Origin of the sequence: Costertonia aggregata (assembly GCF_013402795.1) — a bacterium.
GTDB lineage: Bacteria > Bacteroidota > Bacteroidia > Flavobacteriales > Flavobacteriaceae > Costertonia > Costertonia aggregata.
Genome location: NZ_CP058595.1, coordinates 614358 through 626353, shown reverse-complemented (window position 1 = coordinate 626353; position 11996 = coordinate 614358). Strand labels below are relative to the sequence as shown.

The window sequence follows — 11996 nt, the reverse complement described above, 5'->3', positions numbered from 1 at the left end:
AATTTATGGGCAATAATTATGAAAACTTTTAGTTTAGTAGTAAATTTGAAGCAAATTTTGTTAACCTAAGGTCTACAATATATGCCTAAAGACATTCGAATAAAAAAAGGCTTAAACATCAATCTTGTTGGCGAGGCCGATAAGACTACTTCAAAAGCCGCTTTAAGTAATGTTTATGCTTTAAAACTTGATGATTTTCATGGCATTATGCCCAAAATGTTGGTAAAAGAGGGTGCTGAGGTCAAAGCTGGTGAGGCATTGTTCTACAACAAGAATAGTGAAGACATGTTATTCGTTTCTCCTGTGAGCGGTGAATTGGTTGAGATTGAAAGAGGTGCCAGAAGACGAATTCTTACCTTGAAAATATTGGCCGACAAGTCTCAGGAAACTTTGGAGCATGATGTAATAAATGTCGAAGAAGCTTCTAAAGAAACCATTAAGTCCTTTTTGTTGAAAGGTGGTTGTTGGCCGTTTATCAAGCAAAGACCATATGATGTAATTGCCAACCCTGATACTACGCCCAAATCGATTTTTATCTCTGGGTACGCAACTGCACCTTTGGCTGCGGACTTAGACTATGTCCTCCAAGGAAAAGAGGCCGAACTACAAGCGGCAATCACTGCTTTAGGAAAACTGACTCCCGGTAAAGTGCACGTATCCGTGGGTAAATCCAGTCATTCGCCCTTAGCATCGCTAAATGGTATCGAGTTGCATAAAGTATCTGGACCACATCCGGCCGGTCTAGTGGGAACCCAAATCAATAAATTAGACCCTGTCAACAAAGGCGAGTTGGTTTGGACCGTTGCTCCACAAGATCTTGTTATCATAGGTGAACTACTGTTGACCGGAAAATTTAATGCGGAACGTTTGGTGGCATTGGCCGGATCTTCGGTAAAAGCGCCAAAATATTACATTACCAAAATCGGTGCCGAAATTTCCACTTTTTTATATGCAAGTGGTGTAAACGAAGAGAATTTTAGAGTAGTCAATGGTGATGTCCTAACGGGTTCCAAAAGTAGTCAAGATGGCCATCTAGGCTTTTATAACAATACCGTTACTGCAATTCCGGAAGGCGATGATTATGAATTCTTTGGATGGAACAAACCTATCTTCAACAAAGTTTCGACAACAAGGGCGTTGACTTTTTCATGGTTGCAACCCAATAAAAAATACGACCTTACCACCAATACAAATGGCGAGCACAGAGCTTTTGTGGTTACAGGGCAATATGAACAGGTTTTTCCACTTGATATTTATCCCATGCAGCTTTTAAAGGCTTGCATGGTGAAAGATTTGGATGAAATGGAGCAATTGGGGCTCTATGAAGTGGCTCCAGAAGATTTTTCGTTAACTGAATTTATTTGTATTTCTAAACAACCACACCAACAAATTATTCGTGAAGGATTGGATTTATTACAAAAAGAAATTGGATAAAAGATGAGCATAAAAAGCAAAATGCACGAGATTAAATTGAAGTTTAAGGGCAAAAAAATGGCCCCAGCCTTCAATGCCTTTCACACTTTTTTGTTTACACCGGATGAAACTACCCATGCCGGGGGAACACATGTAAAGGCTGCCGATGATTTAAAACGAACAATGAACACGGTAATTATAGCATTGTTACCTATTTTATTGTTTTCCATGTTCAATGCTGGCTATCAGCATTATTCCGCTATCAACGGTTTTCCCGAGAATTTTTCCTTGATGGAACATTTCATTACTTGGGATAACTTTTGGATAGGTATCGTTAAGGTACTACCATTGGTCATCGTATCCTATGGTGTAGGGCTTATTGTTGAATTTATATTTGCCGTTATCAAAGGGCACGAAGTTGAGGAAGGCTATTTGGTAACCGGTATGTTGGTACCTCTCATTATGCCGATTGATACTCCATTATGGATGTTGGCTGTTGCCGTCGTGTTTGGCGTTGTTATCGGTAAAGAAGTTTTTGGTGGTACTGGGATGAATATCTTAAATCCTGCCCTAACGATACGGGCCTTCCTGTTTTTTGCTTACCCTACATGGATGAGTGGCGATAAAGTGTGGGTGCACGGCGCAAAAGAAGGTGTGACCCAAGCAGGTTCGGCAGATGCCATTACAGGCGAAACAATCCTAGGGTATTTGGCACAGGGAAACGAAGCTGCATATCAGGCAAAATACAGCTTGTCCGATATGTTTTTCGGCTTTATTCCCGGGTCAGTGGGTGAGACTTCTACCTTTCTCATATTGCTCGGTGGACTTTTCTTGATTTTCAGTAAAATAGCCAGTTGGCGAATTATGCTAAGTGCGGTTATAGGTTCATTGGCCATGGGCTTGATTTTCAACGGTGTTGTCGAAGCAGGTTGGATTGCCGATTACAGTAAGTTTTATGGTTTGATGCAATTTGATTTCTGGAAGCATTTGATTGTGGGCGGATTGGCATTTGGTATCGTATATATGGCTACAGACCCCGTAACAGGCTCCCAGACAAATCGTGGCAAATGGATTTACGGATTTTTCATAGGGTTTATCTCGGTAATGATTCGTGTTTTCAATCCGGGCTACCCCGAAGGTGTGTTTTTGGCGATTCTATTAATGAACGTTTTTGCACCCACCATTGATCATTACGTGATACAAGGTAATGTGAAAAGAAGAATGAAACGACTCAAAAATGCTGTAATCTTTCCAAAAGACAGTGATAGTGCAGCTAAAGAATTAAAAGCAGAAACGGTTTAAGATGGCTATAAACACTGATAAAAACGGATATACCATTTTCTTTGCGATAATTATGGTAGTAGTGGTTGGTTCTGTTCTTGCTTTCCTAGCATCGGGTCTAAGCGAAAGAATCAAGGAGAACGAACGGTTTGAAAAACAACAGAATATCTTGTATGCCATGGGGGTAAACGAAAATACACCTGATAGTGGTGTGAATTTTATTCCAACTGATGTGGTAGAGGAAAAGTTCAATGAGAAAATAAAGGAGCAGTATATTTTAATAAATGGGGAGATTAAAAAAGATGACCAAGCTTTCGCTTTGGACGTTAAGAAACAAATTGCTGCGTTTAAAAGCGGTAAAGAAGCTAAACTTCCCATATTCGTAGGAGAAAAAGAAGGTGAAGAGATTTACGTTCTACCCATGTACGGTAAAGGGCTCTGGGATGCCATTTGGGGTTTTATCTCAGTAAATAAAAACATGGTCGTTCAAGGAGTCTATTTTGATCATAAAGGCGAGACCGCCGGTCTGGGCGCAAACATCAAACTACGTTTTTTCATGGATGATTTTATAGGCGAGTCCCTTTTAGATGGCAACAGCTATTCCGGCATTACCGTATCAAAAACCAATAATGACCCTTTAAACGAAGATAAAGAGGATAACGAAGTGGATGCTATAGCCGGGTCTACCATAACAGGTAACGGAGTTACTGCAATGATAAAAGAAACCTTAAAGGCTTACAAGCCCTATTTAGAAACGATTAGAACAAAATAAAATGGCACTACTTTCAAAAAAAGATACTAATCTAATTTTAGATCCTTTAGCGGATAACAATCCCATTACCATTCAGGTATTGGGCATATGTTCTGCTTTGGCAATTACGGCAGAGCTAAAGGCATCATTGGTCATGGCCATTTCCGTAATTTTTGTAATGGGTGTTGGTAACGTTGTCATTTCTTTGTTGCGAAATGTCATACCTTCCAAAATACGTATTATCGCCCAATTGATCGTTGTGGCTACTTTGGTAATCGTAGTAGATCAGGTATTAAAGGCTTTTGCTTATGAGCTTAGCAAAACCTTATCGGTTTTTGTGGGATTGATTATCACCAACTGCATTATTATGGGACGTTTTGAAGCTTTTGCCCTAGGTAATGGTGTTTGGAGGTCTTTCCTAGATGGTATTGGTAATGCTTTGGGTTATGGCGTTATCTTGGTCATTATCGGATTTTTTAGAGAATTGCTAGGTTCGGGTACGTTATTCGGTATTCCTGTTTTAGGTGATCCGATTGCGAAAACGGGTCTGTATTCCATAGGTTATGAAAACAATGGATTCATGATTATACCACCCGCAGCACTTATAGTGGTTGGGATTATAATTTGGGTACAACGTTCAAGAAATCCGGCATTGGTAGAGGAAAACTAGGTTACGTAAAAAGTAATCAAATTGATAAAATTATAAAAGAGGTATAAGGGTTGGGTGGCAAATGACAATCTTTCTGTTTACAGAGATTTGAAATAACACTATCGACTAAATACTAATTATTGAATACAAAACTATGTTAGAGCATTTAGAATTGTTTTTTAAATCCATTTTCATTGATAATATGGTGTTTGCCGTGTTCCTGGGAATGTGTTCCTATTTAGCGGTTTCCAAAAAAGTGGCAACGGCTGTCGGCCTTGGAGCTGCCGTGATATTTGTTTTGGCGGTAACCGTACCATTGAACTGGTTGTTGGACCAATATTTATTACGTGATGGCGCTTTGGCTTGGTTAGGGCCTGAATATGCAGATTACAATCTAGGCTTTTTATCGTTCATACTTTTTATAGCCACCATAGCCACAATGGTACAGTTGGTTGAAATCGTTGTGGAAAAATTTTCGCCTTCGCTTTACAATTCGTTGGGGATATTTTTACCCTTGATTGCGGTGAATTGCGCTATTTTAGGTGGCTCTTTGTTTATGCAGGCACGTGAAATCCCATCTTTGGGGCTAGCACTGAATTACGGCATCAGTTCTGGTATAGGGTGGTTTTTGGCTATTTTGGCCATCGCTGCCATTCGCGAGAAAATTAGATATTCAAATGTTCCTGCACCATTAAGAGGTCTTGGTATTACATTTATCATAACCGGTCTAATGGGGATTGGCTTTCAAAGTTTTGGAGGCATGTTGACAGGGGACAATGACCCACCTGAAGGAACCGAGACAACCACTGCCGAAAAAACCGAAGAAAAAGAAATAATTGAAAAGGAGATTGAAGACGATAAAAAGGCAGTCTCTTATAACGATGTAATAAAAGAATAATAAGATGATATTAGCTACAAGTACTGGTGGTACCATTCTGATAACTGTAATCGCATTCTTAATCTTAACATTGCTTTTGGTGGCGGTACTTTTGTTCACCAAGCAAAAACTCTCGCCGTCTGGTCCGGTTACCCTGACCATTAACGGAGAAAAGAAAATTGAGGTTGCTTCTGGTTCAACATTATTATCGACCTTGGGTAACCAAAAAGTGTTTTTGCCTTCGGCCTGTGGTGGTGGTGGTACTTGTATACAATGTGAGTGCCATGTGTTATCGGGTGGCGGCGAAGCACTTCCTACCGAGACACCTCATTTTTCTAGAAAAGAGTTACAGCACGGAGCACGTTTGGCCTGTCAGGTAAAGGTTAAACAGGATATGGAAATCACCATACCCGAAGAAGTTTTCGGTATAAAAAAATGGCCTGCCAAGGTGGTCAGAAATTATAATGTAGCATCTTTTATAAAGGAATTCGTAGTCGAGATTCCTGAAGATATGGGTTACAAAGCTGGTGGGTACATCCAAATTGAGATTCCTGAATGCGAGGTCAAATATTCCGACATTGATATTACAGCACACCCAGAGGAACATGACAAGCCAGATAAATTTCAAGCCGAATGGGACAAGTTTAATTTATGGCCTTTGGTCATGAAAAATCCTGAAACGGTAGAAAGAGCTTACTCCATGGCTTCTTTTCCGGCTGAGGGAAGGGAAATCATGTTGAACGTTCGTATTGCTACCCCGCCATGGGACAGGTCCAAAAATGGGTGGATGGATGTTAACCCAGGTGTGGCCTCATCTTATATCTTTGCCCTAAAACCTGGGGATGATGTAACTATTTCGGGTCCTTATGGTGAATTTTTTATCAACGAATCAAATTCTGAAATGCTCTATGTGGGCGGTGGTGCCGGTATGGCCCCGATGCGCTCACATTTATACCATCTCTTCAAAACCCTTAAAACCGATAGAAAAGTAACGTATTGGTATGGTGGCCGTTCCAAAAGGGAGCTATTTTATATAGATCATTTTAAAGCCTTGGAAAAAGACTTTCCAAACTTCAAGTTTTATATGGCACTTTCTGAGCCTTTGGAAGAAGATAATTGGAAGGTGAAAGAGAATATAGATGCACCCGGAGACGGTTTTGTTGGTTTTATACACAATTGTGTAATCGATAATTACTTGAACCACCACGAGTCTCCCGAGGATATTGAGCTTTACTTTTGTGGACCTCCCTTAATGAACAAAGCGGTCCAGAAAATGGGTGAGGATTTTGGAATCCCTGATGAGCATATACGTTTTGACGATTTTGGTGGATAAAACACAAAAATCAATATATTTTGAAATACGTGAAAAACCGATATGTGATAAATATCGGTTTTTTTATAAAACAGAATCAAAATGCAGCCGCTAACAGAACAGGAACTACATAATTTGGCCATGAATATTGTTGGCAAACAATTGGAAGCCGATGGTTTTGAGTTTTTGTCCGTCAACAGTGAACTCAAAAAAAATCCGCAATTTGTATGCCTCAAGGATAAAAAGCTTCATTTTGTGGTGGTAAAGAGTATCGGCTACCCTGGAGACCCAAAAGATATTGAATTTTACAAGGCCGATTTAAATAAAATGAAGGAGCACGCCTTAAAGTTTGAAGCTGATACGTTTTATGCTGCCGTTGGTCTAGTAAATGCTTCGGATTATAATCTGCCTGTATATCTTAATCAAGAATATATTGTGGATTACGACGGATTGATAAAAATATAAGTCTCAAATAAGTTATTTTAATGTCTATTACCTACAAAACACATCGTATTTGTTTTAAATTATTACTTGCTCTTTTAGCTGTTTTTTCGATTTCTAGCTGTTCTACCGACCCTGTGATCGTTAAAAATCAAAATATTGGTGCAGCACTTGGTACATCGTACAGTCTTATCTACTTATCGAACAAAGAATTGGATTATCAAAAAGAGATAGATTCGGTTTTTACGGCTGTTAATAAATCCCTATCCACTTACATACCAGATTCCGATATATCAAGAATCAATATGGGGGATACCACGGTAGTCGTCGACGCTATGTTCAAGGAAGTTTTTAAACTCTCAAAAAACATAGCGCAGAAAACCAATGGTTATTTTGACCCAACCGTAGGTACTCTGGTCAATGCCTGGGGTTTTGGTCCTGGCAAGCAAATTGAGATGGATAGCGTTAAAGTTGATAGTTTGATGCAGTACGTTGGGCTTGACAAAGTTGGTATTGATCAAAGCGATAGGATAGTGAAGAAGAACCCTAATATTTACTTTGATTTTAATGCCATCGCCAAAGGGTATGCCATAGATCGCTTGGGAACTATGTTCGATAAAAAAGGAATAGAAGATTATCTTTTGGAAGTGGGGGGCGAAATCGTGGCCAAGGGAAAAAACAAACTCAAGGCAAAACCATGGTTAGTGGCCATTGATGACCCTCAAATGCAAAGTGAGCGAAAAGCAAAAAAACGAATTTATATTACGGACAGAGCACTTGCCTCATCCGGCAATTACAGGCATTTTAGGGTAGATTCAATTACTGGGAAAAAGCATGTTCATACAGTAAATCCTAAAACCGGATTCACAAAAAACTCAAACGTTTTAGGGGTAACTATCCTTGCCGACAATTGTGCCGTAGCTGATGGTTACGCCACAGCTTTTATGGCCATGGATCTGGATGAGTCCATTCAAATTTTGTTAAACCAAAAGGCCGTGGATGCCTATATCATCTATTTAGATCAGAATGGCGAAACCAAGGAATTTATGACGAATGGTTTTGAAACACTCGTCGTAAGTGAATAATTATTTTCGTACCACAGGTATTATTTCCCCTTTGGCCAATCGGTATTTTTCTATTTTCCCATCAGATAAAGAACTGGTAAAATCCACCTCTTCTACTTTAAAGCCAACCTGCCTTAACGTATTAAAATAGTCTCTGCCATAAATACGAACATGATCGTATTGGCCAAAAATCTTGGTTCTTTCTTTTTTGTCGGTTATCGTATTGTCCTCAAATGTAGTCTCCCTATTTAAATCTTGAGGTATTTGAAAAATGCCCCAACCTCCAGTTTTTAGAATACGGTACATTTCTCGCATGGCCTCTTGATCATTGGGAATATGTTCCAGAACATGATTACAAAGAATAACATCAAAAGAGTTGTCGGGAAATGGCAAGTTGCATATATCTGCCTTTACATCGGCCAATGGTGAGTTTAAGTCGGTCGTGGTGTAATCCAGGTTTTTTTGTTTTCTGAATCTTTTGTAAAAGGCCTGTTCCGGTGCAAAATGCAATACTTTTAGTTTTGAGGAAAAAAAATCGGTCTCTTTTTTTAGATACAGCCAAAGTAACCTATGGCGTTCCAAGGAAAGTGTAGAGGGTGAGAGTACGTTTTCTCTGGGGTTTTCATACCCATAGGGCAAAAAACTTCTAAATCGCTTTCCATCAATAGGATCAACATGGTTATTGCCTCTCATGCATATAGCGAGAACGGGTCTTACCCAATAACTCAGTTTAATAAGAAAGGTTCTTGGGAAAAGATTCAGAGCAAGTTTGAAGATTTTCTTCATAGCTTTTCAAGCTAAGCATAGCTTAAATGAACAGTATTACAATTGAAGCTTGGTTTGCCTAAATTCCTCTTCCTCATCACTTTCAATACCTAAGGCATCATACACGTATTTAAAGGTAGAAAGAAGTTCTGGCTTTCCGTTTACCAATGCAACATTATGTTCAAAATGGGCACTGGGTTTATCGTCAGCAGTTAAAATGGTCCAACCATCTTTCAATTGCTTTATGCGTCGGGTTCCCAGATTCGTCATAGGCTCAATGGCAACGACCATGCCTTCAACAAATTTTTTACCCCTGCCTCTTTTACCGTAATTGGGCATTTCGGGATCTTCATGCATTTTTTGTCCCAATCCGTGACCTACCAATTCGCGTACCACACCGTACCCATGATCTTCGGTAAATTTTTGAATGGCATAGCCTACATCTCCTACCCGGTTTCCCAATTTAAATTCCCGTATGCCTACATACAAGGATTGCTTTGTGATTTCCAAAAGTTTTTTGGTTTGAGGGGCTACCTCCCCAACTTCGAATGTATAGGCATGATCGCCATAAAATCCATTTTTCAGCACACCACAGTCTATTGAGATAATATCCCCGTTGGTCAAAGGGGTAGTATTGGGTATGCCATGTACCACTTGGGCATTGGGGCTCATGCAGAGTGAATTGGGAAAATCATAGAGCCCTAAAAAGCCGGGCACTGCTCCGTGGTCACGAATGTAGGTTTCCGCCATCGCATCCAATTGCAAGGTGCTAACGCCCGGTTTTACTTCTGCGGCCAACATTCCCAGTGTTTTGGAAACGATAAGCGCGCTTTCCCGCATCAATTCAATTTCTTCCGGAGTCTTTACTTTAATCATGGTAGCAAAGATAAGTGGAAATGTTTTAAATAGTAATATGAAGAATGGTGTGTATTTTCAATACTTGAATGTATACATTAATTTGTGATAGGGTGCATGCTCGGTAAACTCTATAACACAACCATCTTGATTTACTTTATGACTGTATTTGTGGTCCTTGCCCGGGTTTGAAGTCATTTCCCCATTGCGAATACGAACACTTTCTTCGGAGTTGATAACCTGGCTGGAAAGTGTATATATATAGGGTATAAAATCACTATTTGCCAATACATCTATGGCTCCCAATTTATGAAGGCTTAGAAAAGGGTTTGGGGCGTTGATATAAGAATACGTTGTGACCGATTTCCCTTTTTTTCCTATAGATTCAGACTTTATGACATTACCCAGTTCCCAATAAAAAACCCTATTGTCGTCTATTTTTGTCAAGAGATTGTTTTCAAAAGTCAGTAAGTACTCATCGGCATAATCAACATCAAAACTATTTTGGTCCTGACCATCAAATACCAGAATACTGGCATTTGTGACAAGAAAATGACGGTCATATTCCCCATCTAAAAACCATGTGATTTTTGTATCAGAACCTATTTTTTCAAATTTTAATGTATTCAAATCCTCCTCTTCAGTTTGAATCTGGACTTCCTCAAGAACATTTTCTTGATTATAGTAAAGTGTATAGGTCTTTTTTTCAATAGACTCACCCTCTTCATTAAATTCTTCTTGAACCATTTGTTTTACCGCACAGGTTTGTGCCCAACTTTGAGCTTGAAAAAATAGTACCATAATCAAGCTATAAACAATCTTTTTCATCAAATGAATTATTTTGTTAAGGTAACGTCAGTACTGTTGGGATAGTATAATTTTAGACCAAAGACTTTTGGGTCATTAGTTTGGGTTGGGGCACGCCTATCATTTTTAACAGGGTCGGGGCAATATCGCCCAAAACACCGTCATTTATTTCTTTGATATCATTGTCTACAAGAATCAAAGGTACCGGATTCGTTGTATGTGCTGTGTTTGGTGACCCATCTGGGTTTATCATCGTATCACAGTTGCCGTGATCGGCAATTATGATAGTTGAATATCCATTTTCAAGCCCAGCGGTCACTACGGCCTTGGCACATTCATCAACGACTTCACATGCTTTTATTGCCGCATTCATATCGCCCGTATGGCCAACCATATCAGGATTTGCAAAATTGAGGCATACAAAATCCGCTTCCCCTTTTTGAAGCTCGGGAATAATGCAATCGCGTATGTCGTATGCACTCATTTCCGGTTGTAAATCGTAAGTAGCTACTTTGGGCGACGGGCAAAGTAAGCGTTTTTCCCCGTCAAAAGGAACTTCTCTACCACCATTAAAGAAAAAGGTTACATGTGGATATTTTTCGGTCTCCGCAATACGTATTTGCTTTTTCCCCGCCTTGGCCAAGACCTCTCCTAAAGTATCTTTTATGTTATCTTTATCATAAACCACATGAATGTTGTTGAAAGAATCGTCATAATTGGTCATGGTAACATAATACAGATTTAGTTTGAGCATGTTCTGCTCGTGCATATCTTCTTGACTTAGAACTTGGGTAAGCTCCCGCCCCCTATCAGTTCTAAAATTAAAAAAGACAATTACATCGTCCTCTTGAATTTTTGCTACGGGATTTCCCATCTCATCAATCATTACGATGGGTTTTATAAATTCATCGGTTATATTGACATCGTAACTTTTTTGAATACTTTTTTCAATATCGGTTGATTTTTCCCCTTCTGCATTGACAATGGCATCATAGGCTATTTTTACCCGTTCCCAACGCTTGTCCCTATCCATCGCAAAATATCTTCCCACGACCGAAGCCAATTTGGCGTTCTTGTTTGAACAAAATGATACCAAGTCTTTTAAGAACCCCTTACCACTTTTTGGGTCAACATCCCTACCATCGGTAAAGGCATGAACGAACATTTTGTTTAGACCATAATCGTTACCTGCTGCAATAAGCCCTTTTATATGATCTATATGGCTATGAACCCCACCGTTGCTCAATAATCCCAAAAAATGGACCGATTTGTTGTTTTCCTTGGCATATAAAAAGGCATCTTTCAATACTTTTTCATCTTTTAAGGTGTTCTCTTGTATGGCCAAGTTGATTTTGGCCAAATCTTGATAAACGATTCTACCAGCGCCCAAATTCATATGTCCCACTTCACTGTTGCCCATTTGACCTTCGGGTAGGCCTACGTTCATGCCATCGGTCAAGAGGTTTGCGTTGGGGTATTTTGTGTAAAGGGAATCTATAAAGGGCGTTTTTGCATTGGCTATCGCAGAAACTTTGGCATCCGGAGATTTGCCCCAGCCGTCCAAAATCATCAATATTACTTTTTTATCCATTTTCTTCGAATTGAAGTATCAAAAATACTATGATCAATGAATTATTGCCACTCAGTTGATGCTGTTTTTTAGAAATAGCACCCAACCCTAAGAAATCGTTAACTAAAGGTTGTTTTGAATGAGAAAATGTTAAAATTCGGTTATTTAACTGTTAATCGTGTAACATTTGGCTAGAACAACAGTCTATCTT

The 11996-nt window shown here is 39.4% G+C and carries 12 protein-coding genes; 8 read left to right on the top strand and 4 right to left on the bottom strand.

Annotated elements, in window-relative coordinates; all coding sequences use genetic code 11:
• Positions 1–81 precede the first annotated feature (81 nt).
• From HYG79_RS02925 to HYG79_RS02890, 8 genes are all read left to right on the top strand, one after another.
• The gene (locus HYG79_RS02925) at positions 82–1434 is read left to right on the top strand and encodes a Na(+)-translocating NADH-quinone reductase subunit A (RefSeq protein WP_179240675.1); all 1353 of its coding nucleotides are present in this window, start codon (positions 82–84) and stop codon (positions 1432–1434) included.
• 3 nt (positions 1435–1437) lie between these two features.
• Positions 1438–2715: an NADH:ubiquinone reductase (Na(+)-transporting) subunit B gene (locus HYG79_RS02920; protein WP_179240674.1), complete on the top strand. Its 1278-nt coding sequence runs from the start codon at positions 1438–1440 to the stop codon at positions 2713–2715.
• A gap of 1 nt (position 2716) precedes the next feature.
• On the top strand, positions 2717–3466 hold the full coding sequence (locus tag HYG79_RS02915; RefSeq protein ID WP_179240673.1) for a Na(+)-translocating NADH-quinone reductase subunit C: 750 nt from the start codon (positions 2717–2719) through the stop codon (positions 3464–3466).
• A 1-nt stretch (position 3467) separates the two neighbouring features.
• Positions 3468–4115 (top strand): NADH:ubiquinone reductase (Na(+)-transporting) subunit D, encoded by a 648-nt coding sequence (locus HYG79_RS02910; RefSeq protein WP_179240672.1) that lies wholly within the window; start codon positions 3468–3470, stop codon positions 4113–4115.
• Between the two features lie 133 nt (positions 4116–4248).
• Positions 4249–4992 (top strand): NADH:ubiquinone reductase (Na(+)-transporting) subunit E, encoded by a 744-nt coding sequence (gene nqrE, locus HYG79_RS02905; protein WP_179240671.1) that lies wholly within the window; start codon positions 4249–4251, stop codon positions 4990–4992.
• Positions 4993–4996: 4 nt separating this feature from the next.
• Positions 4997–6304, top strand: a complete 1308-nt coding sequence (nqrF, locus tag HYG79_RS02900) for an NADH:ubiquinone reductase (Na(+)-transporting) subunit F (protein WP_179240670.1) — start codon at positions 4997–4999, stop codon at positions 6302–6304.
• Positions 6305–6385: 81 nt separating this feature from the next.
• On the top strand, positions 6386–6748 hold the full coding sequence (locus HYG79_RS02895; protein ID WP_179240669.1) for a Na(+)-translocating NADH-quinone reductase subunit F: 363 nt from the start codon (positions 6386–6388) through the stop codon (positions 6746–6748).
• Between the two features lie 20 nt (positions 6749–6768).
• Complete coding sequence (locus HYG79_RS02890; RefSeq protein ID WP_179240668.1) at positions 6769–7809, top strand: FAD:protein FMN transferase; 1041 nt, start codon at positions 6769–6771, stop codon at positions 7807–7809.
• On the opposite strand, the gene HYG79_RS02885 is transcribed toward HYG79_RS02890, so the two are convergent.
• Genes HYG79_RS02885 through gpmI form a run of 4 tightly spaced genes read right to left on the bottom strand, consistent with a single transcriptional unit; the run spans position 7810 to position 11806 of the window.
• Positions 7810–8574: a class I SAM-dependent methyltransferase gene (locus HYG79_RS02885; protein WP_179240667.1), complete on the bottom strand. Its 765-nt coding sequence runs from the start codon at positions 8572–8574 to the stop codon at positions 7810–7812.
• Between the two features lie 36 nt (positions 8575–8610).
• Entirely contained in the window at positions 8611–9429 is an 819-nt protein-coding gene (gene map, locus HYG79_RS02880) for a type I methionyl aminopeptidase (RefSeq protein ID WP_179240666.1), read from the bottom strand.
• Between the two features lie 57 nt (positions 9430–9486).
• The gene (locus HYG79_RS02875) at positions 9487–10236 is read right to left on the bottom strand and encodes a hypothetical protein (protein WP_179240665.1); all 750 of its coding nucleotides are present in this window, start codon (positions 10234–10236) and stop codon (positions 9487–9489) included.
• Between the two features lie 52 nt (positions 10237–10288).
• Positions 10289–11806 (bottom strand): 2,3-bisphosphoglycerate-independent phosphoglycerate mutase, encoded by a 1518-nt coding sequence (gpmI, locus tag HYG79_RS02870; RefSeq protein ID WP_179240664.1) that lies wholly within the window; start codon positions 11804–11806, stop codon positions 10289–10291.
• Between the last annotated feature and the right edge of the window lie 190 nt (positions 11807–11996).

Bases quoted from the DNA above. Each gene is read 5' to 3' on its own strand.
- HYG79_RS02925 (WP_179240675.1), top strand. From the start codon at position 82: ATGCCTAAAGACATTCGAATAAAAAAAGGCTTAAACATCAATCTTGTT.
- HYG79_RS02920 (WP_179240674.1), top strand. From the start codon at position 1,438: ATGAGCATAAAAAGCAAAATGCACGAGATTAAATTGAAGTTTAAGGGC.
- HYG79_RS02915 (WP_179240673.1), top strand. From the start codon at position 2,717: ATGGCTATAAACACTGATAAAAACGGATATACCATTTTCTTTGCGATA.
- HYG79_RS02910 (WP_179240672.1), top strand. From the start codon at position 3,468: ATGGCACTACTTTCAAAAAAAGATACTAATCTAATTTTAGATCCTTTA.
- nqrE (WP_179240671.1), top strand. From the start codon at position 4,249: ATGTTAGAGCATTTAGAATTGTTTTTTAAATCCATTTTCATTGATAAT.
- nqrF (WP_179240670.1), top strand. From the start codon at position 4,997: ATGATATTAGCTACAAGTACTGGTGGTACCATTCTGATAACTGTAATC.
- HYG79_RS02895 (WP_179240669.1), top strand. From the start codon at position 6,386: ATGCAGCCGCTAACAGAACAGGAACTACATAATTTGGCCATGAATATT.
- HYG79_RS02890 (WP_179240668.1), top strand. From the start codon at position 6,769: ATGTCTATTACCTACAAAACACATCGTATTTGTTTTAAATTATTACTT.
- HYG79_RS02885 (WP_179240667.1), bottom strand. From the start codon at position 8,574: ATGAAGAAAATCTTCAAACTTGCTCTGAATCTTTTCCCAAGAACCTTT.
- map (WP_179240666.1), bottom strand. From the start codon at position 9,429: ATGATTAAAGTAAAGACTCCGGAAGAAATTGAATTGATGCGGGAAAGC.
- HYG79_RS02875 (WP_179240665.1), bottom strand. From the start codon at position 10,236: ATGAAAAAGATTGTTTATAGCTTGATTATGGTACTATTTTTTCAAGCT.
- gpmI (WP_179240664.1), bottom strand. From the start codon at position 11,806: ATGGATAAAAAAGTAATATTGATGATTTTGGACGGCTGGGGCAAATCT.